The 21214-nt window shown below is 65.9% G+C and carries 20 protein-coding genes and 3 pseudogenes; 12 read left to right on the plus strand and 11 right to left on the minus strand.

Annotated elements, in window-relative coordinates; translation table 11 throughout:
• The first annotated feature begins 3 nt into the window (after nucleotides 1–3).
• The gene (locus LN139_RS06890; RefSeq protein WP_236359287.1) at nucleotides 4–1161 is read left to right on the plus strand and encodes a M20 aminoacylase family protein; all 1158 of its coding nucleotides are present in this window, start codon (nucleotides 4–6) and stop codon (nucleotides 1159–1161) included.
• Between the two features lie 217 nt (nucleotides 1162–1378).
• A complete protein-coding gene (locus tag LN139_RS06895) occupies nucleotides 1379–2707 on the plus strand; it encodes a DUF3100 domain-containing protein (RefSeq protein WP_236359288.1) in 1329 nt (442 codons plus the stop codon).
• Between the two features lie 235 nt (nucleotides 2708–2942).
• Here LN139_RS06895 and LN139_RS06900 read toward each other — a convergent pair whose 3' ends face one another.
• The 3 genes from LN139_RS06900 to LN139_RS06910 form a co-directional block, all read right to left on the minus strand.
• The gene (locus tag LN139_RS06900; protein WP_236359289.1) at nucleotides 2943–4187 is read right to left on the minus strand and encodes a hypothetical protein; all 1245 of its coding nucleotides are present in this window, start codon (nucleotides 4185–4187) and stop codon (nucleotides 2943–2945) included.
• 71 nt (nucleotides 4188–4258) lie between these two features.
• Nucleotides 4259–4735 (minus strand): DUF2269 family protein, encoded by a 477-nt coding sequence (locus LN139_RS06905; RefSeq protein ID WP_236359290.1) that lies wholly within the window; start codon nucleotides 4733–4735, stop codon nucleotides 4259–4261.
• Entirely contained in the window at nucleotides 4735–5844 is a 1110-nt protein-coding gene (locus LN139_RS06910) for a saccharopine dehydrogenase family protein (protein ID WP_236359291.1), read from the minus strand. Before LN139_RS06910 ends, LN139_RS06905 begins: the two co-directional genes overlap by 1 nt.
• 135 nt (nucleotides 5845–5979) lie before the next feature.
• Here LN139_RS06910 and LN139_RS06915 point away from each other — a divergent pair, with 135 nt between their 5' ends.
• Both LN139_RS06915 and LN139_RS06920 read left to right on the plus strand, forming a co-directional pair.
• A complete protein-coding gene (locus tag LN139_RS06915; protein ID WP_236359292.1) occupies nucleotides 5980–6858 on the plus strand; it encodes a DMT family transporter in 879 nt (292 codons plus the stop codon).
• A gap of 93 nt (nucleotides 6859–6951) precedes the next feature.
• The gene (locus LN139_RS06920) at nucleotides 6952–7584 is read left to right on the plus strand and encodes a LysE family translocator (protein ID WP_236359293.1); all 633 of its coding nucleotides are present in this window, start codon (nucleotides 6952–6954) and stop codon (nucleotides 7582–7584) included.
• A 15-nt stretch (nucleotides 7585–7599) separates the two neighbouring features.
• On the opposite strand, the gene LN139_RS06925 is transcribed toward LN139_RS06920, so the two are convergent.
• Nucleotides 7600–8850, minus strand: a complete 1251-nt coding sequence (locus LN139_RS06925) for an N-acetylmuramoyl-L-alanine amidase (RefSeq protein ID WP_236359294.1) — start codon at nucleotides 8848–8850, stop codon at nucleotides 7600–7602.
• A gap of 165 nt (nucleotides 8851–9015) precedes the next feature.
• On the opposite strand from LN139_RS06925, the pseudogene LN139_RS06930 reads away from it, so the two are divergent.
• A pseudogene (locus LN139_RS06930) lies at nucleotides 9016–10637 on the plus strand (MFS transporter).
• A gap of 7 nt (nucleotides 10638–10644) precedes the next feature.
• A complete protein-coding gene (locus tag LN139_RS06935; protein ID WP_236359295.1) occupies nucleotides 10645–11778 on the plus strand; it encodes an HlyD family secretion protein in 1134 nt (377 codons plus the stop codon).
• Nucleotides 11779–11912: 134 nt separating this feature from the next.
• On the opposite strand, the gene LN139_RS06940 is transcribed toward LN139_RS06935, so the two are convergent.
• The 3 genes from LN139_RS06940 to LN139_RS06950 form a co-directional block, all read right to left on the minus strand.
• Complete coding sequence (locus LN139_RS06940; protein WP_236359296.1) at nucleotides 11913–12392, minus strand: GNAT family N-acetyltransferase; 480 nt, start codon at nucleotides 12390–12392, stop codon at nucleotides 11913–11915.
• Nucleotides 12393–12400: 8 nt separating this feature from the next.
• The gene (locus tag LN139_RS06945) at nucleotides 12401–12625 is read right to left on the minus strand and encodes a LysR substrate-binding domain-containing protein (RefSeq protein WP_236359297.1); all 225 of its coding nucleotides are present in this window, start codon (nucleotides 12623–12625) and stop codon (nucleotides 12401–12403) included.
• A gap of 84 nt (nucleotides 12626–12709) precedes the next feature.
• Nucleotides 12710–13303 (minus strand): LysR family transcriptional regulator, encoded by a 594-nt coding sequence (locus tag LN139_RS06950; RefSeq protein WP_236359298.1) that lies wholly within the window; start codon nucleotides 13301–13303, stop codon nucleotides 12710–12712.
• A 101-nt stretch (nucleotides 13304–13404) separates the two neighbouring features.
• Between LN139_RS06950 and LN139_RS06955 the strand changes: the two are divergent.
• Nucleotides 13405–14126 (plus strand): annotated as a pseudogene (locus LN139_RS06955) (SDR family oxidoreductase).
• Between the two features lie 12 nt (nucleotides 14127–14138).
• On the opposite strand, the gene LN139_RS06960 reads toward LN139_RS06955, so the two are convergent.
• Nucleotides 14139–14480, minus strand: a complete 342-nt coding sequence (locus tag LN139_RS06960; protein ID WP_236359299.1) for a hypothetical protein — start codon at nucleotides 14478–14480, stop codon at nucleotides 14139–14141.
• A 141-nt stretch (nucleotides 14481–14621) separates the two neighbouring features.
• Here LN139_RS06960 and LN139_RS06965 point away from each other — a divergent pair, with 141 nt between their 5' ends.
• Together LN139_RS06965 and map are read left to right on the plus strand one after the other, a co-directional pair.
• Nucleotides 14622–14867: a ParD-like family protein gene (locus LN139_RS06965; protein WP_236359300.1), complete on the plus strand. Its 246-nt coding sequence runs from the start codon at nucleotides 14622–14624 to the stop codon at nucleotides 14865–14867.
• The gene (map, locus tag LN139_RS06970) at nucleotides 14864–15628 is read left to right on the plus strand and encodes a type I methionyl aminopeptidase (protein ID WP_236359301.1); all 765 of its coding nucleotides are present in this window, start codon (nucleotides 14864–14866) and stop codon (nucleotides 15626–15628) included. Before LN139_RS06965 ends, map begins: the two co-directional genes overlap by 4 nt.
• A gap of 9 nt (nucleotides 15629–15637) precedes the next feature.
• Here the strand turns inward: map and LN139_RS06975 are convergent, their stop codons facing one another.
• Both LN139_RS06975 and LN139_RS06980 read right to left on the minus strand, forming a co-directional pair.
• Nucleotides 15638–16387: an anti-sigma factor family protein gene (locus LN139_RS06975; RefSeq protein ID WP_236359302.1), complete on the minus strand. Its 750-nt coding sequence runs from the start codon at nucleotides 16385–16387 to the stop codon at nucleotides 15638–15640.
• A complete protein-coding gene (locus tag LN139_RS06980; RefSeq protein ID WP_236359303.1) occupies nucleotides 16384–16896 on the minus strand; it encodes a sigma-70 family RNA polymerase sigma factor in 513 nt (170 codons plus the stop codon). The genes LN139_RS06975 and LN139_RS06980 overlap by 4 nt, the downstream gene beginning before the upstream one ends.
• Nucleotides 16897–17044: 148 nt before the next feature.
• Between LN139_RS06980 and LN139_RS06985 the strand changes: the two genes are divergently transcribed.
• From LN139_RS06985 to LN139_RS06995, 3 genes and pseudogenes are all read left to right on the plus strand, one after another.
• Nucleotides 17045–18097, plus strand: a complete 1053-nt coding sequence (locus tag LN139_RS06985; protein WP_442964391.1) for a catalase family peroxidase — start codon at nucleotides 17045–17047, stop codon at nucleotides 18095–18097.
• Nucleotides 18094–18628, plus strand: a pseudogene (locus LN139_RS06990) (cytochrome b). The gene LN139_RS06985 and the pseudogene LN139_RS06990 overlap by 4 nt, the downstream one beginning before the upstream one ends.
• A 198-nt stretch (nucleotides 18629–18826) precedes the next feature.
• Complete coding sequence (locus LN139_RS06995) at nucleotides 18827–20035, plus strand: sugar transporter (RefSeq protein WP_236359304.1); 1209 nt, start codon at nucleotides 18827–18829, stop codon at nucleotides 20033–20035.
• A 12-nt stretch (nucleotides 20036–20047) separates the two neighbouring features.
• On the opposite strand, the gene LN139_RS07000 is transcribed toward LN139_RS06995, so the two are convergent.
• Nucleotides 20048–21097, minus strand: coding sequence for a GlxA family transcriptional regulator (locus LN139_RS07000; protein WP_236359305.1), 1050 nt, complete (start codon nucleotides 21095–21097; stop codon nucleotides 20048–20050).
• Nucleotides 21098–21214 lie beyond the last annotated feature (117 nt).

Genomic DNA, 21214 nt, shown 5'->3' on the forward strand with positions numbered 1-21214 from the left:
CCGATGCGTATCGATCCTGACCTGCTGGCCGAAGCCAGCACCTGGCGGCAGAGTTTTCACGCCCAGCCTGAGCTGGGGTTCGCCGAGCACAACACCTCGGCCCGGGTGGCCGAGTTGCTGCAAGGCTTTGGCCTGAAAGTACACCGCGGGCTGGGCGGCACGGGTGTCGTTGGCACCCTGGAGCGCGGCGACGGCCTCGTGATCGGCCTGCGCGCCGACATGGATGCGCTGCCGATTCAGGAGCTGGGCCAGTGCGCCCACCGCTCGCGCCACGAAGGCCGCATGCACGCCTGCGGCCACGACGGCCACACCGCCATGTTGCTGGCGGCGGCGCGCCACTTGAGCGGGCTGGACACCTTTCGCGGCACCGTGCACTTCATTTTCCAGCCGGCCGAGGAAAACCTCGGTGGCGCCCGCAAGATGATCGAAGACGGGCTGTTCCAGCGCTTCCCGATGGACGCGGTGTATGGCCTGCACAACTGGCCGGGTCTGCCGGCCGGGCAGGTGGCGGTCAACCCCGGGGCGATGATGGCCTCGCTGGACACCTTCGAGATCACCCTCACCGGCCAAGGCTGCCACGCGGCGATGCCCGAACGCGGGGCGGACCCGATCATGGCCGGTGCGCAGCTGATCACCGCCTTGCAGAGCATCGTTTCGCGGCGCCTGTCGCCGCTGGACTCGGCGGTGGTGAGCATTACCCAGCTCAGTGCCGGCGAGGCGATCAACGTGATTCCGGAAAAAGCGCTGCTGCGCGGCACGGTGCGCTGCTTGCAGACGCCGGTGCGTGAGCGCGTGCAACAACTGATCGGCGAGCTGGCCGAGCAGGTGCCGGCGCCGTTCGGCGTGCGCGGGGAATTGGCCTATCAGGTCGGCTACCCAGTCACCGAGAACCACCCGGACGCCGCCGCCGGCCTGTTCCGTGCGGCAGTGGCTGTGCTGGGTGAAGCCAACGTACGCTGGGGTTGCCCGCCTTCGATGGCGTCCGAAGATTTCGCCTTCATGTTGCAGGCCTGTCCTGGTGCCTACTTCTGGCTGGGGGTGGATGGCGAAACGCCGTCCCGCGCGCTGCACAACCCGTGGTACGACTTCAACGACCAGGTCATCGAGGCCGGTGTGAAAGTCTGGACCGAGCTGGTGGAGCAATCGTTACCCAGACGCTGAGGAGAGTGTTGCTGCCAGCGCAACGTTATGCGTATCGGTTGATATCGGTGCGCCGGCAGCCAGAAGGCATAATGCCGCCATCGAAGTGACCGGCCCATCGACAACAACGCCGGCACCGCTACTGCTTTGAACACTGCCCCGGGCGCCCCGCGCGCCCCCTGAACAACCACAACAATCTCTGGCCTCGCACGCGTGGCCAGCAGGTGAGGGGATCGTCATGCACCACGCGCACAGTGCTTCACTGAGCGGCCAGCCGGCCGTCTCCGCTACCGCCCGTCTGTACCTCTGGGCTGGCCTGATACTTATCCTTGCCGAGTGGATCGGCGCCATCAGCCTGCCGCTGGGGCCGGGCAAGGTCGTGCTGCTGCCGATGGTCTGGGCGCTGCTGTTCGGTGCCTTGATCGGCCTGGCCAGCCCGCGCTTGCCGCGCAGCCTGGCGGTCACGCCGGCGCTGCAGGTGCGCTCGGCGTCGATCCTGCAACCGGCGCTGCTGGTGTTCGTCGCCAAGCTCGGCCTGGTGGTGGGCGGCTCGCTGCCAGTGGTGTTCGCCTCGGGTTGGGCGCTGGCGTTTCAGGAGTTCGGCCATTTCGTCGGCACGGTGCTGCTCGGCCTGCCAGTGGCGTTGTTGCTGGGGATCAAGCGGGAAGCCGTGGGCGCAACCTTCTCGGTAGGCCGCGAGCCAAGCCTGGCGATCATCGGCGAACGCTACGGCATGGATTCACCCGAAGGGCGCGGCGTGCTGGCCGAATATCTGACCGGCACCTTGTTCGGTGCGCTGTTCATCGCCATCGTCGCTGGCTTCGTCACCAGCCTCGGGATCTTCGACCCGCGCTCCCTGGCGATGGGCTCGGGCATCGGCTCGGGCAGCATGATGGCGGCCGCCGCTGGCGCCATTGCCGCGCAGCAGAGTGCCGAGGTGGCCAAGGAGGTCATGGCGCTGGCGGCGGCTTCGAACCTGATCACCACCACGCTGGGCACTTACTTCACGCTATTCATCTCCCTGCCGCTGGCGGTGTGGGGCTATCGCGTGCTGGAGCCTCTGATTGGCCGCACCACACGCGCCTCGCAGGCCTCGGCCAGCATCAGCGCGACCGAAGTCGACCTGGAAACCCGCGAACTGGGCTGGGCCGGCAAGGCCTGCGCCTGGGTAGCCGCAGCCGTGCTGGCGCTGCTGGCCAACTGGGTGGGCTACAAGACCCTCTCGCCTGCAGCCTTTGAGGGCATGGCGATCATGGTGCTGGCGGTGTTCATCGGCGAGCTGCTGTGCGTGGCGCTGCGCCGCAAGATCCCTGCGGTGTGCACCGTGTCGGTGGTGGCGATGTTCATGACCTCGCCACTGTGCCCGTGGGCGGCGCAGGTGACGGCGCTGACCAACAGCGTGAACCTGCTGGCCGTCATCACGCCGATGCTGACTTTCGCCGGGCTGTCGGTGGCCAAGGATTTGCCGGCGTTCCGGCGGCTGGGCTGGCGGATCGTGCTGGTGTCGTTTCTGGCGAACCTGGGGACGTTCATGGGGGCGGTGTTGATTGCCGAGGCGTTTCATTGAAGGGGGTGGCTTCGAACCAGGCGATTTGATGAGGGAGACGCTCGCGCCATCAGCGCTCCAATTCGAACACCTCTGATCCAGCCGCATGGGCTGGATCAGAGGTGTAGTCGCTACACGCATTACTGCCCCGCTTGCTCTGGCCGTCACTCCACCAAGCGCGCGGTGCCCCAGTCCATGCCTAACCATCCTCCAATGCGGATTCCATCGCCGCGCGCGTACGCCTGCTCGATAAACCCTATTGGAGGGAAGACTGCCACTGCGCCAGGCCCCCACTGGGTATCCAGATTACCGTTGGCATCGACACGCGCGATTGCGCCTTCATCCGGCAAAAAGCCACCCCCTGAAACGCAAAAGTCTTTCCGCAGATCAGCCATCCGCCATTCAGGTCTTGCATGACCTCACGGTTCAACACTGTGTTGTATCCCGGTCGTTTCAGCGTTTGCCAATTCCCGCCATTGAAGGCGGGGTTGGCCTTGCCTTTGGAATCGAAGGCACAGATAGCGGTGTAGCGCTGGTTGGCCGGAGTGCTTCCGTCGTATTTCAGGACAATGAAACCTTCTCCGTGTGCCGTGGCCAGGCTCGACGGCGCACCGATTAGCAACTGGCCAAGGTCGCCGAAGGTTTTGTCGAAAGTGCCGTCGGGTTTGTACGCCCGGATCAAATAGGGATCAGCTGTGAGCACCAGTGTTCGGCCGTCGGACAGGCGCAGGAGGTCGTAGGTGGTGGGCATGTTGTCGGATATGTGCTGAAAGAGTACTCGCTCTTCTTGCTTTCCATTGGCCAGCGAAAAGCTCCAGCGGGTTCTTGAGAAGGTTTGCTCCACAAGGACAACTCTGCCGTCGGTGATCAACTCTACCCGGCCGGGTCGCAGCATCATTGACCAGGCGTCGTGCGAGGAGTGTTCCTCGTCGCCTGCGGATGTGGCCGACTTTGCGGAGGGGGTAGAGGGTTTGGTGGCGTTGGGCAATGTGCCCAGTTGGAAATCGCCATAGTCTTTCGAACGGAAGGGAAAGATAAGTACCCCATCTTCGCCCCAATCGGGCATGGGCTCGAAATCATCACCCAGGCGAATCAGTGCCGGAACCTCTGCAACCAACAGTTGGGCGTCCTTCGGAAAATGCCCTACCAACTGGGGTGTACCCAGAATGAGGTAGCCGCCTCCGTCTTCAGCCGGCACTTTTGCAATGCCACGGAACAAGCCAGTGGAATAGAAGTGTTCATGGTTGTACCGGATATCCAGTCGTCGGTAGCCCTCATCACCGAACTGCGTATCCAGCTGGCCATTGCGATCGTAGCGCAGCAGGAACAAGGCGCTTCCCTCGGGTTCCTGGGCAAGTACCAGCAAGGAGTCGTCATCTTCGAGCATGTGCGTATGGCGCCACAATCGTTGGTCGCCTGGGCTGCCTTGGCGAGTAGGCAGGTGCGCAAAACCTTCGTTTCCGTAGGTCGGGTCGAGGTGCAGGTGTTTTGAGGTGGTCATGAGTCAAGCTTCCAGCGCATGGGAAGCTCTACCCTAGTGCAGTGCGCTGTGCCGCATAACTGGCAGACTTTTCAGGTGGCCAGCAGGCTCCATTTGGTCACCATCATCATCACGATCACAAACATCCCCGTAAACCCTGCGACCCCCATCCAGAACCACGGCCGGTACAGCTGCCGATAACGCGGCGGCAGCGGCTCGCCAGCCTGCGCCGTCACCTCCGCTACCTGCTGCAAACGCTTCTGCAGCACCAGCACGGGCAGCCACAGCAGCCCGACTGCGATGAACAGCCCGATCGAGTCGCGCAGCCATGGGCTGCCCAAAGGCCAGTGCGCAAGTTGTACCAACCCCAGCCCCGTGGCGAGTTGCAGCACCCCGGCGGGGGTGGTGATCCAGGTATCGAAGCGCACCACCAGCCGCGCTACTTGCGCAATCAACCGGGCGTCGCCGGTGCGGTGCGCGGCGATCAGGTACAGGTAGGAGCCCATGCCGAAGCCGAACAGGAACACGGCGGCGATGATGTGCAGGTATTTGACCCAGAGGTAGAGCATCACTGGCCTGCGCCGTCGTAATGCACGCTCAGGTGGATGTCATCACGCGCATCGATGGCGGCCAGGTACTCGGCCACTGTGATTTCGCCGACGCAGGGCCGGGCACCGGCAGCAGGTTGATAGCCGGCGGCCATCTTCAAGGCGAGCGCAACGCTTGCGCAGCTTGGGATTTCCGGGCCTCGGTCGTTGCGTGCGCTGAGCAGGATGTTGAGCCGCAGCGGCTGGCCGGCGTGGCCTTCGCCCTGCGCCTGGAGGTACATAGCGCTCAGGCCATCACCAAAGCGCTCGAAGGCCAACCCCAGGCGATGCAGGCGCCTGGCCCAGGGTGCGGAGTCGCGGACCAGCCCCCAACGGCGGGCCTGCGCCAGCGCAGCGTTGGCCCAGGCGCCTGCTGCCAGGCCCGGGCCTGCCTTGAACACCAGATCGGTGGCGCCATAACGCTCACCGAACAGGTCCATGTCCGGCACGTCCACATTGCCCAGCCAGCGCCAGCCCAGGCCATGCAGTTGGCGGCGTTCGAGCCCCAGCCATCCTGGCACTGGGTGCGGCTGCCCGGCGCGGCGTTGCTCGATGGGCTGGCCAGCATAGGCCAGCACACCCTCGACCGTTGCCAGCCCCGGCATTTTGGCCGAGGAGGAGATGCCATGTTCGATGCGGTCGATGCGCTTGAAAGGGGCTCGGTATTCATCGAGCAGTGCAGCCGACAGGCTCGGCACCGAACTGCAGCCACTGAGCACCACCACGCCTTCGGCGCGGGCTGCCGCGTCGAGTGCGCCGATGCTGTTGACGAAATGCCGGCAATCGGCGAGGTCGCAGTAATGCACGCCGGCCTCGATACAGTGCTCGGCGACCGCCCGGCCTTGCCCCTGGAACGGGCCACCGGTGTGGATCACCAGGTTCACTGCCAGCTCGCGTAATGCCTGCACAAAGCCACTGCCGTGGGCATCGCCCTGCCAGTGGCGGATGCCGAACTGCGCTGCCAGTGCCTGAAGCGGCGCCAGGTTGCGCCCGGCGGCGATCACCTCGATCCCTTCGGCCCGGGCCAGGTGGCGGCAGATGATCCGCCCGAAATTGCCATAGCCGCCAATCACCAGAACCGTGAATGCCATTTTCGAATGCGCCCGTGCAGGGAATGAGGTGGGCATTAGAACCGCCCGCAGTGGGGGCCACAAGTTCAATTGACCCCGCACATCCGGCGGGTTTACAACGGCCCACACAATAACGACCGATCCGAGAGCCTCGCCATGGCATTGGACACCTCCCGCCCTGCCACCTCAGTGACCGCCGCCCGCCAGGGCCGGCTGCTGGTGCTCACCGCACTGGCCATGCTGGCGTTCGCCGGCAATTCGGTGCTTTGCCGGCTGGCGCTCAAAGCCACCGAACTCGACCCGCTGAGCTTCACCGCCATTCGCCTGATCAGCGGCGCAGCGATGCTCTGGCTACTGCTGCGCCTGCGCGCACCCGGCGCCCGTCTGGGCGGAGGTTGGGCTGGGGGGCTGGCCTTGTTCGTGTATGCGCTGTGTTTTTCCCTGGCTTACGTGCAGGTCGAGACAGGAGCGGGGGCGCTGGTGCTGTTCGGTGCGGTTCAACTGACCATGTTGCTGTATGGCCTGGCTCGGGGTGAGCGCTTGAGCCTGGGCAGCGGTGCCGGCTTGCTGTTGGCGGTCGTTGGCTTGCTGGCGCTGCTGCTACCGGGGGCGAATGCACCACCATTGCCGGCCTGCGCGCTGATGGCCGCAGCGGGTATCGCCTGGGGCGTTTACAGCCTGCTGGGCAAGGGCGCACGGGACCCGCTGGTTGTCACCACTGGCAACTTCCTGCGGGCGCTGCCGATAGGGCTGCTGGCGTGCTTGCCAAGGCTGGCGGCACTGCGTTGGGACGGGCAGGGTGCCTTGTATGCCGTGCTCTCCGGTGCACTGGCCTCGGGCCTGGGCTATGCGCTCTGGTACAGCGTGCTGCCGAGGTTACCTGCGGTGAAAGCCGCTAGCGTGCAACTGAGCGTGCCAGTGCTGGCAGCGTTGGCTGGGGTGCTGTTTTTAGGTGAAGCACTGAGCCTGCGGCTGGTGTTGTGCGCGGTGGCTGTGCTGGGGGGCGTGGGGTGTGTACTGGTGGCGCGGCGTTGAGCGGGCATTGAATCCCCTGGATGCCGGCTTCCCGCGCGTACCCTCGCTGGCCTAGAATCGAGCCTCCGCCCCTTGCGACAAGGCACGCCTCCCATGTTCGGCATCATCGATTTCCCGATCTTCCTGCTCGCGGTGTTCATCCTCAACGTCACCCCTGGCCCCGACATCGCCTATGTCGCCGGGCAAAGCGTGATGCACGGCCGCCGCGCCGGGCTGATGTCGGCCCTTGGCGTGTCGCTGGGCGGTTGCACTCACACCGTATTCTGCGCCCTGGGCCTCACCGCACTGCTGGCGGCTTCTCCCTCGGCGTTCATGGTGATCAAGACCCTCGGTGGGCTGTACCTGATCTACCTCGGGGTGCGCACCCTGATGGCCGCGCGCAAGCCGCAGGCCGAGGGCAGGGTGGAAGTGCCCCGGCTCAGCCACCGGACGCTGCTGCTGCGCGGTTTCATCACCAACGTCACCAACCCCAAGGTATTGCTGTTCTACGTGGCGTTCTTCCCGCAATTCGTCGATGCCGCCAGCCTGCATAAGACGGCTGCCTTCCTGCTGCTGGGGCTGGTGTTCGTCAGCAGTGGCCTGATGGTCGATGCGCTGGTGGCGTTGCTGGCCGCTCAAGCGCGCGGCGCGGTCAGCGCTCGGCCGCGCGTGCGGCAGTGGATCGACGGGCTGATCGGCACCGCGTTCGTGGGGCTGGGCGTGCGCTTGATGCTGGTGCGCCGCTGAAGGATGCAGGCAGCCTCAGGCGAGGCTGCCTTGCTTCACCGCCGCCAGATAGGTCCCCATCGGCGGGTTGTTGCTGAAGTATCCATTGATGCCACCGAAGATCGCCGTGGCCACCTTCTGGCGATGCCGGGTGTCCATCAGCCGCATGCAGTCGCGGCTGTTCGAGATAAACCCGGTTTCCACCAGAATCGACGGGATATCCGGCGACTTGAGCACCGCGAACGCCGCTTGCTCGACGCGCCCGGCACCATGTACGCCGCTCACACCTCCGACGTTCTCCAGCACGTTGCCGCCCAGGCTCAGGCTGCTGGAGATGGTCGCGTTCATCGACATGTCGAGGATCACGTTGGCCAGCATCGGGTCCTTGTCGCTGAGGTTGAGCAGTTGGCGCGCGCCCAGCAGGTCGGAGGCGTTTTCCTGATCGGCCATCCAGCGCGCCAGGGTGGAGGTGGCACCGTGCTCGGACAGCGCGAACACCGACGCGCCCTTGGCAGTGCGGTTTGGCGCGGCGTCGGCATGCACCGAGACGAACATGTCGGCGTTGTACTTGCGTGCCACTTCCACGCGCTTGCGTAGTGGCACGAAGAAGTCGTCGTTGCGCACCAGGCGCGCCTGGTAGCCCTTGGTCTGGTTGACCTTCCTGGCGAGCATCTGGGCGATGGCCAGTGCCACGTGTTTTTCCTTCTGCCCGCCAGCACCGATGGCGCCGGGGTCTTTGCCGCCGTGGCCGGCATCGATCACCACAACGATATCGCGGTGTACACCACCCGGGCGGGGCGGGGGCGCTGCCTTGGCCTGCATGGCCTGGGCAGGTGCGGGTTCTGGCTCGGGCGCCTTGGCCGGCTTGTTGCTGGCCAGGATCGGGCCGCCGCGCTGCAGGTCGAGCACCAGGCGGTCGCCCTTGCCCTCGCCGGGGGCCAGGGTAAAGGCGGTGGTTTTGATGGGCTGGTCGAATTCGAACACCAGGCGCGTGTCGCCGTTGGGGCGCAGGCTGCTGCGCACCGCCTTGATCGGGCCTTGGCTCAGGCTTGCAGTGGCGCCGGGCGCAAGGCGGGTGCCGCGCAGGTCGAGAATCAGCCGCGGCGGCGCGTCCAGCTCGAAAGTCTGGTATTTGACGGGGCCGGAAAGGTCCAGCACCAGGCGCGAGGTATCGCCGTGGCCCCAGGCGCGGGCAGCGAGCACGGTCTGGCCGGCGGCACGCGCGATAGCGGGCAGCGGGAGGGTCATGCCTGCCAGGAGCAGGGTCAGTATCTGACGTCTGTGCATGGTAGGTTCCTACGGAGATTGCTCATGAAGGTTCTGAACGTTATAGAGTAACGGGCTGATTTTGGTATGAATTTACTCTCCCTTTACAGTTCTCCGATAATGAAGAAAACTTTTGGTTCGCGATTGCGACTAAATTGACATCATTTTCAGTTGCCTGGCCGCCCCATGGACCGTTACCGCACCCGCGAATGGGAACCCCACGAGCGGCCAACCCTGCCCGGTTCGCCCTCAACGCCCCTGCATCGCCCACGCAAGCGCCTGGCCTTCGGCTTGGTGGGCCTGTTGGTCGGCATCACCGGCGGGCTGGGCAATGCGCTGGTGACGGCGAACCTGATCTACCTGCAAGGCGCGCTGGGTGCCACCACCGCCGAAATGGCCTGGTTGCCGGCCGCCTACGTGATGACCAACGTCACCATGAACCTGCTGCTGGTGAAGTTCCGCCAGCAGTTCGGCCTGCGAGCGTTCACCGAGGTGTTCCTTGCGCTGTACGCTCTGGTGACCTTCGCCCACCTGTTCGTCAACGACCTGGGTTCTGCCATCGCCGTGCGGGCGGCCCACGGCATGGTGGGGGCAGCGCTGAGCTCGCTTGGCCTGTATTACATGATCCAGGCCTTTCCCACGAAGTGGCGGCTCAAGGCCCTGGTGCTGGGGCTTGGCACCGCGCAGCTGGCGCTGCCGCTGGCCCGGCTGTTTTCCGAAGACCTGCTGCAAGTGGGCGAGTGGCGCGGGCTGTACCTGTTCGAACTGGGCCTGTGCCTCGTCGCGCTGGGCGCGGTGCTGTGGCTCAAGCTGCCACCGGGCGATCGTTTTCACACCTTCGAGCCGCTGGATTTCCTGACCTTCGCCTTGCTCGCACCGGGTATCGGGCTGCTGGTGGCTGTGCTGTCGCTGGGGCGCATCGACTGGTGGCTTGAGGCACCGTGGATAGGTTACGCGCTGGCCGGCAGTTGCGTGTTGATCCTCGCCGGGTTGTGCATCGAGCACAACCGCATCAACCCGCTGTTGATGACGCGCTGGCTGGGCAGCGGGCCGATCCTGCGCCTGGGCCTGTGCGTGGTGCTGATCCGCATCGTCACCTCCGAGCAATCCACGGGCGCGGTGGGGTTCATGCAGTACCTGAACCTGGGCAGCGAGCAGCTGTTCAGCCTGTATGCGGTGATGCTGGTGGGCAGCATCGCAGGCCTTGCGTTGAGCGCGCTGACCATTCACCCCGAGCACCTGTTCAAGCCGTTGCTGATTTCCCTGGCGATGATGGCGTGCGGGGCGGCAATGGACACCTTTTCCAGCAACCTGACGCGCCCGGTGCAGATGTACCTGTCGCAGTTCTTGCTGGCGTTCGGCTCGACCTTTTTCTCGGCCCGACCATGGTGCTCGGGGTGCGCAACGTGATCAGCAACCCACGCAACCTGGTGAGCTTCTCGGTGCTGTTCGGTATCGCTCAGAACCTCGGCGGGCTGGTGGGTGCGGCGTTGCTGGGCACCTGGCAGATCGTGCGCGAGAAGTACCATTCCAGCCTGCTCACCGACCGGCTGCCGTTCTACGACCCACTGGTGGCAGCGCGGGTGCAGAGCGGGGCGGCCAGCTATGCCGGCGCCATCCCGGGCGGTGCCGAGCGCAACGCCCAGGGCTTGCGCGCACTGGCCAGCGCCACCACCCGCGAGGCCAACATCCTGGCCTACAACGACACGTTCATGCTGATCGCCATCATCGCCGTGCTGACCTTGATCTGGATCTCGCTGCGTGTGCTCTGGCTGCGCACCACCACCCGCACGCCTGCCCCCGGTTAGGAACTTCATGACAGACCAAGCGCAAAACACCACCACCACCGCTGTGGCCGCCACCCCCGACGGGCAGACACCGCCGCTCCAGCCCGAGGCTGCGCAACCCCGTTCGCGCCGCAAACGGCTTTGGTCAGCGCTGTTGTTCGGCGCGGTGGCGCTGGCCGGGGTGCTGATCGTGCTCTACGCCTGGCAACTGCCGCCCTTCACCAGCGCCATCGAAAGCACCGAGAACGCCCAGGTCAAAGGCCAGGTGACGGTGATCAGCCCGCAGTTGTCGGGCTATGTGTTCGAGGTGGCGGTGCGCGACTTCCAGTTCGTCAAGCAAGGCGAGCTGCTGGTACGCCTGGACGACCGCATCTACCAGCAGCGGCTGGAGCAAGCCCTTGCGCAACTGGCGACCCAGCAAGCGGCGCTGGCCAACAATCAGCAGCAGGAGCGCAGCGCCCAGGCCACCATCGCCCAGCGCCAGGCCGGCATCGGCGACAGCCAGGCGCAGGCGCAAAAAGCCGCCGCCGACCTGCGCCGCAGCCAGGCACTGATCACCGACGGCTCCATCGCCCAGCGCGACCTGGACGTGGCCCGCGCTGCCAATGCCCAGGCGCGCGCGGCGGTGGAGCAGGCCAAGGCAGCGCTGGAGATAGCCCGTCAGGATTTGCGCAGCGTGGTGGTCAACCGCCAGTCGCTCAAGGCCGCAGTGGCCAATGCCGAAGCGGCGGTGCAACTGGCGCGTATCGACCTGGCCAACACCCGCATCACTGCCCCGCGTGATGGCCAGTTGGGGCAGATCGGGGTCAAGCTCGGTGCCTGGGTGAACTCGGGTGCGCAGTTGATGGCGCTGGTGCCCGACACGCTGTGGGTGATCGCCAACATGAAAGAAACCCAGATGGCCGACCTGCGCGTCGGCCAGCCGGTGCGTTTCACGGTCGATGCATTGGACCACGCAGCGCTCACCGGCAAGGTGGAGCGCGTCTCGCCCGCGACCGGTTCGGAGTTCGCGCTGCTGCAGTCGGACAACGCCACCGGCAACTTCGTCAAGATCGCCCAGCGCATTCCGGTGCGCATCAGCATCGACCCCGACCAGCGCCTGGCCGAGCGCCTGCGGCCAGGGATGTCGGTGGTGGTGAGTGTGAATACGGTGGATCACTGAGGCCATCTGCAGGGCGCAGCTCACGAAGTAGGAGAGCGGCTGTGCCGCGCGGCGCGCCGATTTTGAGACCGCCATCATGGAAAGGCTCATTACAGTGCGTCGCGCGGCGTAGCCGCTCTCCTACGGATGCAGGATCACATCCCCCGCCGGTAGTGATGAACCCCCGGCGCACCAGGCCGGGGGCCTGCATCCACCCAACCATTGCGCTCATAGAACTTCAGAGCGGGCAGGTTGCTTACGCTGGCCGAAAGGCTCAGCCGCGTACACCCGAGCGCCCCGAAGAACCCCATCGCCCGATCATGCAGTTGCTGCCCCAGGCCACGATGGCGCCAAGGTTCGGTGATGTAGAACAGGTGTACATAGCCCAGCCCCGGTTCGGGTTGGCTCAACTCCAGCTGCCCGACCAGTTCGTCACCCAGCCACGCATGCAACAGGCTGCCCGGCAGCGCCTGGCTGCGCTCGGTCAACCAGGTGAGATAGCGCTCGGCGCCCAGCCCGTCCTCACCGAAAAACAGCGCCGGTGACCCCAGTGCCAAGGTGAAGGTGTCTTCGCGGAACCGCACGCAGTCGGCAGCATGGCGAACAAGATCGATGGGCTTGAATGTCAGTTGCATGAGCGTTCCTATGCTTGTCCTTTATCCCTGAACGCGCGCACATGTTCGATCAGCGCACGCAGCTTGGCCGGCAGATTGTGACGGCTGGGGTAATACAGGTAAAACCCCGGAAACGGGGGAAGGTAATCCTGCAACACCGCCTCCAGCTCGCCGCTGCGCAACCAGGGCTTGAACGTGGCCTCTATCCCGAAAGTGATCCCCCGCCTGCCAGCGCGGTGCGCAGCATCAGCCACATGTCGTTGCTGGTGACCTGCGGTTCGACCGCAACAGTGAAGGCCCGGCCGTGTTCGCTGAATTCCCAGCGCCATGGCGCAGTGTCAAGGCCGGGGCGCCAGCCGATGCAGCGATGGTTCGCCAGGTCCTGCGGGTGCTGGGGCCGGGCCATGGCGCGCAAGGTACGCAGGGGTTGCCACTGCTGCCTCGCGCTGCGGCCCGGTCACAGGCAGTGCAACCATGTCCTGCTCGATCACTTCGCCCAGGCGCACCCCGGCATCGAAGCCGCGCTCGACGATGTCGAACAGCTCGTCGGTCACGGTCACGTCCAGAGTGATGTGCGGATAGGCCTGGGCGAAGCTGGCGATCAACGGGCCGTTCAGGAAGTCTTCGGCAATGGAGGTGACCGCCAGCCTCAGCAGGCCTTGCGGCGGGCCATGGTCGGCCGCATCGTCGAGCGCGCCGGCAAGCGCTGCCAGTGGTTGGCGAATCTGCCGCAGCAGCCGCTCGCCGGCTTCGCTGGGGCGCACGTTGCGCGTGGAGCGCAACAGCAGCGCCACCCCCAGGGTGTCCTCCAGCCGGCGAACGCTCTGGCTGACAGCCGACCGCGTCAGGCCCAGTTGGTCGGCAGCGGCACGGAAGCTGCCGTAGTGGGCAACGCGCTCGAATACGCACAGCAGGTTCAGGTCGGTGGGCATTGGTAAGTTCAGCTAACGGAAGGAGTAAGTTCGTAGCGGCTGATCTGGACGATGCCGCTGGCTTAGGCTGGCGTCAACCCTGTCCAACCGGAGCAAAACCCATGAATAAGGTTGTCTTGATCACTGGCGCCTCCAGCGGTATCGGCGAAGGCATCGCCTGCGAACTGGCTACCGCCGGCGCCATATTGTGGCTCGGTGCGCGCCGCACGGAGCGGCTGCGTACGCTGGCCGAACGGCTTGAAGCGCAAGGCGCGAAGGTGCACTGGCGTGAACTGGACGTGACCGACGCGCAATCGGTCCACGCCTTCGCTGCCGAGGTGCGCCAGCAATCGGGCCGAATCGATGTGATCGTCAACAATGCAGGCGTGATGCCGCTCTCGCCCTGGCTTCGCTCAAGACCGAGGAGTGGAACCGCATGATCGACGTGAATATCAGGGGCGTGCTCAACGGCATCGCCGCGACCTTGCCAGGCTTCATCGAGCAGGGCAGTGGCCAGGTCATCAATATCGCCTCGGTCGGGGCGCTGAGTGTGGTGCCGACCGCCGCTGTGTACTGCGCTACCAAGTACGCCGTGCGGGCGATCTCCGACGGCCTGCGCCAGGAGCACCGCAACATCCGCGTGACCTGCGTGCACCCGGGCGTGGTGCAAAGCGAGCTGGCCGACAGCATCACCGATGCCTGCGCGCGTGAAGCGATGCAGAGCTACCGTGCCGTGGCCCTGCAGCCCGACGCCATCGGCCGGGCAGTGCGCTTCGCGATTGAACAGCCTGAGGGGGTGGACCTCAACGAGATCGTCATCCGCCCGACCCAGGCTGTGCAGTGAAGCGCCTGGCGCTTATCGCTTGAGCTTGATCACGTCGCCGGAAACGGTGGTGGTGTAGCCGGTCAGCACCCAGGCCCAGAACCATTTTTCCTGGATCTGGGTGTTGATCAGCGCGTCGCCGCCGCGGGCCTGGATGGCCGCGTCCTGAGCGCGCACGAAGCGGGTGTTCTGCTGGATCGGGATCAGCCCGAACAGCAGCAGGCCGGTGGCGTTGGCTTCACTGTGGCCAACCACGGTGTACTGGCTGCTGTCGTAATGGGGGGATTGCATCGGGGCGCTGGTGCAGCCTACGAGGGTCAACAGCGCTGCGGCGGCGGCCGCCTTGAGGGTACGGTTCACGATACTGCTCTCCATGTGAGGCCCCGGGTCCATTCCGGGGCGGCGCACTTTAGCGGATCTGTAGGATTTTTGACACATCGGAGCGGGCTGGACAGCCTTCGATACGCTCACTATTATGCGCTTCGTATATGTTTCGTATAACAGTGAGGCCGCCCCATGGGCATCGTCAAGATTTCCGATTCGCTGCACGAGAACCTGCGCATCGCCAGCACCGCGCTGTCGCGTTCGATCAATGCACAAACCGAGCACTGGCTGCGGGTGGGGATGCTTTCCGAGCTCTACCCGGACCTCAACCACCAGGACATCTGCCGCCTGCTGATCAGCCTTGAAGCCAAGGGTGAGCTGGCGCTGAACGAACTGGTCGGCCAGTGGCAGTCGCCGCGCCAGGCGGTGGCCCAATGAAAAACATTCCTTTGCGTTCGGCTGAAGAAATCGCACTGTCGCGGGAAGCGGGCATGCGTACCGCCGAGGTGCTGGCGATGATCAAGGAGCACGTGCAGCCCGGCGTGAGCCTCGACGAGCTCGACCAGCGCTGCAACGAGCACATCGTCAAAAAGCTCAAATGCATACCTGCCAACGTGGGTTACCACGGCTTCCCGAAAACCGTTTGCGCCTCGGTCAACGAGGTGGTGTGCCACGGCATCCCCAGCGCACGCGTGCTGGAAGACGGCGACATCCTGAATCTTGACGTGGCGCTGATCCACAACGGCTGGTACGGCGACACCAGCCGCATGTACCTGGTAGGTAACCCGTCGGCCAAGGCGCGCAAACTGGTCGACACCACCTTCGAAGCCATGTGGGCCGGTATCGAGGTGGTGCGCCCCGGTGCCACCCTGGGCGACATCGGCCACGCCATCCAGAGCGTCGCCCAGCGCGACGGCTTCAGCATCGTGCGCGAGTACTGCGGGCATGGCATCGGCCAGACCTACCACAGCGACCCGCAAGTGCTGCACTTCGGCAAGGCCGGCTTCGGCATGCGTTTGAAGGAGGGCATGATCTTCACCATCGAGCCGATGCTCAACGCCGGCAAGCACGGCACCCGCACCCTGGACGACGGCTGGACCGTAGTGACTCAGGACCGCTCGCTGTCGGCGCAGTGGGAACACATGGTGGCGGTCACCGCCCAGGGCTTTGAAGTGCTCACGCCCTGGCCGGACGCTTGACGCGCGGAATCAGTCCTCCTGCAGCCGCGCAAGAGTCGCCGGCGCCATGCTGCCGGCGCGGCTCACCACCGCGTAGTTGAAGCCCGCGCCCGACCAGTAATCGGCCTGCAACTCGCCGTCCTGGCGGCTGCCGCGCCCGAGCATGTTGTGCCTGGGCCCCGGCGGGCGAATGTAAAAGCTGACCTTTTCGCCGTGGGCGCCTTCGTACAGCACCATCGCCGCTGCACCTTGGTCGGTGCTCAGCAGCCGCGCTGCCACAGGGCGCAGGCCGGCGGTGTCCAGGTCGGGCAGGCGCTGGGCGCGGGCGAAATGCTGGTCGAGCCAGTGCTGCAGGGTTTGCGGGTCTTTTGCGGTCATGTCGGCCGGCATCATCCCCTGCTGGGCGAACAGCCGGTAGGCCTCCAACGCATCGCCCATGGGCACGAACGCAGGCGTTTGCATCGCCCGGCCGTTCCAGCCGGCCAGGGCGCCGACGCCCAGGGCCAGCACCAGGCTCGCTGCGCGCGCCAGGTGGCGATGGCGGTGCTGGCGCAGGCGTTGGCGCAGTGCAGCGGGGTCCAGCGCCGGGTTGGCAGGCTGCGCCAGGGCGCCCCCGAGCGCTGCACGCAGGTGCTGAGCGTCGTTTCTCCAGGCTTGCACGCGGCGCGCCACCTCCGGGTGTTGCGCGAGCCAGGCGTCCAGCGCCTGGCGGTCGGCCTCGTTCAAGCGGCCGTCCACCCACGCGTGCAGGGATTGTTCGGAAGGGGGCAGGGTGATCATTTCAACCTCCGCAAGCGTGGCCCGTTGATTTCGCCTTCGCTCAATTGCCGCAGGGCCTGGCGCGCGCGTGACAGCCGCGACATCACCGTGCCCATCGGCACCTGCAGCATCTGCGCCACTTCCTTGTAGCTCAGCCCTTCGACCGACACCGCCAGCAGCAACGCGCGCTGCTCGGCCGGCAACTGCTCGAAGGCGCCCAGGCTGTGCTGGGCCAGCACGCTGCGCTCGGTCGAGGGCACGCGTTCTTCATCGCTGCCACGGCCGAAAAGCTCCAGCAAGCGCGCATAGCGGCGGGCGCTGCGGTGGCTGTCGACGAAGCGGCGGTAGAGGATCGAGAACAGCCACGCGCGCAGGTCACCGTCCGGGCGCTTGCCGGCCAGGCGGGTGAGGGCGCGTTCAAGGGTTGCCTGCACCAGGTCATCGGCAGCGCTGGGGTCGCGCGTCAGGGACAGCGCAAAGCGCCGCAGCCGGGGCAGCAGGTCGCGCAGTTGTTCGTCGAAATCGTTCATGGCCGGTGGCCCGCAAGGTGTCGAGATGCGGTAGACGCCTGCGCCGCCGGTTTATTCCCTCGGCCGACAGTTGAAACACTGCGCGGAATAAACCCTCGCTGCGGGGCGTCCCCCCAGGGATGAGCAGCCAACCGATGAGGAAACTCCCGTGACCGATGAACCCGTAGCCCTGAGCCCGCTGGCCAAGGCCTGCCGGCTGGGCCTGATCGCCGTGCCGGTGATCGCCCTGGGCGCAGGCCTGGCCTGGGCCCGTGACCTGTTCGACCCCACCCGCCTGACGCCTGCGCGCATCGTCGACACTCTCGAAGGTGGCAAACCGCATGCCGGCTACCGACGCAATCACGCCAAGGGCGTGTGCGTGACCGGCTGGTTCGAAAGCAATGGCCAGTTGCAACACGCCTCGCGCGCCGCGCTGTTCGCGCCGGGGCGCACGCCGGTGGTGGGCCGTTTTGCCCTGCCTGGTCCCAACCCGTATGCCCCCGATAGCAGCGTGCCGATCCGCAGCCTTGCCCTGCGCTTCACCCAGCCCGATGGCCAGCAGTGGCGCACCGGCATGAACAGCATGCCGGTGTTCGCGGTCGGCACGCCGGAGGCCTTCTACCAGATGCTGCAGGCCAGTGCTCCGCTGCCCGAAACCGGCAAGCCGGACCCGGCAAAAATGCAGGCCTTCTTCGCCAGCCACCCGGAAACCGCGCCGTTTCTGGCCTGGGTCAAGACAGCCAAGCCATCGCCCAGCTATGCCAGCGAGCGCTACGACGGCTTGAATGCCTTCTACCTGGTGGACGCCCAGGGCCAGCGCCAGGCGGTGCGCTGGCGCGTGCTGCCGCAAGCGAGCGACACCGGCCAGCCGGCCGGGCAGGGCGCCGACTACCTGGCCGCCGACCTCAAGCAGCGCCTGGCCCAAGGCCCGCTGCGCTGGACCTTGCAGATGAGCTTTGCAGGCCCCGGTGATGTGGTCGATGACGCCAGCAAGTCATGGCCGGCCGATCGGCAGGCCGTCGATGCTGGCACCCTGGTGCTCGACCGCGCGCTGGACCAGAACGACGGCCCCTGCCGCGATGTGAATTACGACCCCACCATCGTGCCCGATGGCATCGAAGCCTCCGCCGACCCTTTGCTGGCGGCCCGTTCGGCCGCCTACGCCGCTTCCTACCGGCGCCGCGCCGGTGAAACCGCTGCCTTGCAGGAGAAACAGCCATGAAACAGGCCCCCGAGCATTTCGTGCCATTGGCGCGCTGGCTGCACTGGGTGATGGCGGTGTTGCTGCTGGCGATGCTGTTCATCGGTGCGGGCATGGTCACCAGCGTGTCGGAGCGGCATCAGTGGCTGATTCAACTGCACAAGCCGCTGGGAATTGCTTTGCTGGCGTTGGCATTGCTGCGTGTGGCGGTGCGCCTGGGCACCCGCCAGCCGCCATTGCCGGCAGACTTGCCCAAACCTCAGGCCCTGGCGGCCAAGGCTTCGCACCTGTTGCTCTACGGCCTGATGCTGGCCCTGCCGCTGATCGGCTGGGCGATGATCAGCGCCGCAGGCGACCCGGTCACCCTCGCGCCCGGCGTGCAATTGCCCCCTTGCTGAGCGCCGACGCGCCGACCTTCGCCCTGTTGCGCAACGCCCACGGCTACCTCGCCTACTTGCTGTTCCTGACGGTGCTGGTGCATTGGCGGCGGCGCTCTATCACGGCCTGATTCGCCGCGATGGCGTGCTGCGTTCGATGCTGCGCGGGCGCTGAGCCACCTTCGGTAAGCCGCCTGCCGGTGCGCGGGTTGTGAGGGGCGAGGCAGGGGCGTAGAATCGCCCCTTCACGCCGTAGTCTTCCTGAGAAAACCCATAAAAACCCGCGTGCCGTTCACTGCAGGCCTTGGCCTGAGGCGCGGCGGTTGGGGGCCTTTCGCGCGCCGTGCCACCGTCTCGAAGGAAGCTCACCTGCATGCACACCCCTTCCACCCAAGCGCCCACCGGCAGCTGGCTTTGCGTCGTCGCCCTGGCGCTGGCGGCGTTCATCTTCAACACCACCGAATTCGTACCCGTAGGGCTGCTCAGCAGCATTGGCGCAAGCTTTGCCATGACGCCGGCAGAAGTGGGCCTGATGCTCACCGTCTACGCCTGGATCGTGACCCTGGCCTCGCTGCCGCTGATGCTGATGACCCGCAACATCGAGCGCCGTGGGTTGCTGCTGGGGGTGTTCGCGCTGTTCATCGTCAGCCATGTGCTATCAAGCCTGGCCGGGAGCTTTCCGGTGCTGTTGCTCAGCCGCCTGGGCATCGCCCTGGCGCATGCGGTGTTCTGGTCGATCACCGCCTCGCTCGCGGTGCGCATGGCGCCACCGGGCAAGTCGGTTCAGGCGCTCGGGCTGCTGGCCACCGGCACCGCCCTGGCCATGGTGCTGGGCATTCCGCTGGGGCGCATCGTCGGCCAGGCGCTGGGCTGGCGCATGAGCTTCCTCAGCATTGCCGTGGCCGCCGCTTTGGTAATGGCCTGGCTGGGCTGGGGCCTGCCGCGCCTGCCAAGCCAGAACTCCGGTTCACTGCGCAGCCTGCCACTGCTCCTCAAGCGCCCGGCACTGGCCATCAGCTATGTGCTTACCGCGCTGGTGGTCACGGCGCAGTTCACCGCTTACAGCTACATCGAGCCGTTCGTTGCCAGCGTCGCGCACCTTGATGGCAGCACCACCACGGTGCTCTTGCTGCTGTTCGGCGGTGCCGGGCTGATCGGCTCGCTGCTGTTCAGCCGCTACAACGACCGTTACCCGCGCGGGCTGTTGATCGCCGCCATCGGCACCCTGGCTGTTTGCTTGTCGCTGCTCTTGCCGCTGGCCGGCAGCGCGATGTGGCTGGGCGGCGTTTGCCTGCTGTGGGGCATGGCGATCATGTGCTTTGGCCTGGTGATGCAGGCCCGCGTGCTGGCCTTGGCGCCGGACGCGACGGATGTCGCCATGGCCCTGCATTCGGGCATCTACAACGTCGGCATTGGCGGTGGCGCGCTGCTGGGCAGTGTGGTGAGCCTGCAGATGGGCGTGGCCAGCATCGGCCTGGTGGGTGGGCTGTTGGGGTTTGCGGGGCTGGGGCTGTGTGTGGCGATGACGGTGCGGTTCGGGGAGGGGGTGTATCGGCCGGCAGAGCAGGGCAACGCGGCCTGAGCCGCGCTCGAGTCAGTTGCTCAACCGCGCCTCTTTGGACGGCGGGTATCCGAAATACGCCGTATAGCGCTTGCTGAAGTGGCTCGCCGACACAAACCCGCAGGCAATCGCCACATCCAGGATCGACAGCTCCGAATGCTGCAGCAGGCGCCGCCCCTCTGTGATGCGCAATTCCAGGTAATGCCGCTGCGGCGTGGTGCCCAGCTGTTCCTTGAACAGGCGCTCGATCTGCCGGCGTGAGCGGCCCACGTAGTCGGCCAGTTGATCCAGCTCCAGCGGCTCTTCGAGGTTGGCGTCCATCAGGTTGACCACCTCGCGCAGCGGGGCGGTCATCTTCACGTTGAGGGTGGGGTTCACCCGGCGGTAGCGCGAGGCTTCGAAGGCGAGGATGTCTTCGATGCCTTCGACCAGCGCGCGGCCGTGCAGCAGGCCGATCCATTCCAGGGTGAGGTAGAACGCGCCGCTGGGGCTGGCTGCGGTGAGGCGGTCGCGGTCGATCACATAGCTTTCGCTGGTCACGTTGCTGGCCTTGGCGATTTCCGCCAGGGCGGCGCGGTGCTCGGGGTGCACGGTGCAGCGATAGCCACCGAGCAGGCCGGCCTGGCCGAGGAACCAGGCGCCGTTCCACAGCCCGGCAAGGTCGAGCCCATGGCGGGCGGCGGCCTGCAGCAGGTGCGCCAGCTCCTGGCTGGGGCGCAGCGGCGTGCGCAGGCCGCCACACACCACCAGCAGGTCGAGCTGTTCCAGGTTCATGGCCGCCAGGGCGGCGTCCGGGCGGATCACCAGGCCCAGATCGCTGGCCACTTCCTCGCCGCTGAGGCTGAAGGTGCAGGTGGTGAAGGCTTTGGCTTCGAGCAGGTTGGCGGTCACCAGGGTGTCCAGTGCCTGGGTGAAGGCCGGCAAGGAAAAGTGCTCGAGCAGAATGAACCCTGCGCGGGCCTGGCTGGGCGGCTGTTTTTGTTGTTCGCCCAGGTAGCGCAGGTTCTTGCCCTGCATCCCGGTGCTGAATTGCCTGCGTTCGACCAATCTGCGCCTCGAAGAAGGTGCTTGAGTTGGCGGCATTCTAGGGGCGCGCCGTACGCAGGAGCCAGAGGCGCCGAAGGCGATGGCGCAAACCGCAATGGCGATGCCGTTTGCCGAATATTACTGGTCATCCATACAGCTATCGGGTAAAAAGGC

It is taken from the genome of Pseudomonas sp. KNUC1026, from assembly GCF_021650705.1.
In the GTDB taxonomy this organism is placed as follows: Bacteria; Pseudomonadota; Gammaproteobacteria; order Pseudomonadales; family Pseudomonadaceae; genus Aquipseudomonas.

Bases quoted from the DNA above. Each gene is read 5' to 3' on its own strand.
- LN139_RS06890 (WP_236359287.1), top strand. From the start codon at position 4: ATGCGTATCGATCCTGACCTGCTGGCCGAAGCCAGCACCTGGCGGCAG.
- LN139_RS06895 (WP_236359288.1), top strand. From the start codon at position 1,379: ATGCACCACGCGCACAGTGCTTCACTGAGCGGCCAGCCGGCCGTCTCC.
- LN139_RS06900 (WP_236359289.1), bottom strand. From the start codon at position 4,187: ATGACCACCTCAAAACACCTGCACCTCGACCCGACCTACGGAAACGAA.
- LN139_RS06905 (WP_236359290.1), bottom strand. From the start codon at position 4,735: ATGCTCTACCTCTGGGTCAAATACCTGCACATCATCGCCGCCGTGTTC.
- LN139_RS06910 (WP_236359291.1), bottom strand. From the start codon at position 5,844: ATGGCATTCACGGTTCTGGTGATTGGCGGCTATGGCAATTTCGGGCGG.
- LN139_RS06915 (WP_236359292.1), top strand. From the start codon at position 5,980: ATGGCATTGGACACCTCCCGCCCTGCCACCTCAGTGACCGCCGCCCGC.
- LN139_RS06920 (WP_236359293.1), top strand. From the start codon at position 6,952: ATGTTCGGCATCATCGATTTCCCGATCTTCCTGCTCGCGGTGTTCATC.
- LN139_RS06925 (WP_236359294.1), bottom strand. From the start codon at position 8,850: ATGCACAGACGTCAGATACTGACCCTGCTCCTGGCAGGCATGACCCTC.
- LN139_RS06935 (WP_236359295.1), top strand. From the start codon at position 10,645: ATGACAGACCAAGCGCAAAACACCACCACCACCGCTGTGGCCGCCACC.
- LN139_RS06940 (WP_236359296.1), bottom strand. From the start codon at position 12,392: ATGCAACTGACATTCAAGCCCATCGATCTTGTTCGCCATGCTGCCGAC.
- LN139_RS06950 (WP_236359298.1), bottom strand. From the start codon at position 13,303: ATGCCCACCGACCTGAACCTGCTGTGCGTATTCGAGCGCGTTGCCCAC.
- LN139_RS06960 (WP_236359299.1), bottom strand. From the start codon at position 14,480: ATGGAGAGCAGTATCGTGAACCGTACCCTCAAGGCGGCCGCCGCCGCA.
- LN139_RS06965 (WP_236359300.1), top strand. From the start codon at position 14,622: ATGGGCATCGTCAAGATTTCCGATTCGCTGCACGAGAACCTGCGCATC.
- map (WP_236359301.1), top strand. From the start codon at position 14,864: ATGAAAAACATTCCTTTGCGTTCGGCTGAAGAAATCGCACTGTCGCGG.
- LN139_RS06975 (WP_236359302.1), bottom strand. From the start codon at position 16,387: ATGATCACCCTGCCCCCTTCCGAACAATCCCTGCACGCGTGGGTGGAC.
- LN139_RS06980 (WP_236359303.1), bottom strand. From the start codon at position 16,896: ATGAACGATTTCGACGAACAACTGCGCGACCTGCTGCCCCGGCTGCGG.
- LN139_RS06995 (WP_236359304.1), top strand. From the start codon at position 18,827: ATGCACACCCCTTCCACCCAAGCGCCCACCGGCAGCTGGCTTTGCGTC.
- LN139_RS07000 (WP_236359305.1), bottom strand. From the start codon at position 21,097: ATGCCGCCAACTCAAGCACCTTCTTCGAGGCGCAGATTGGTCGAACGC.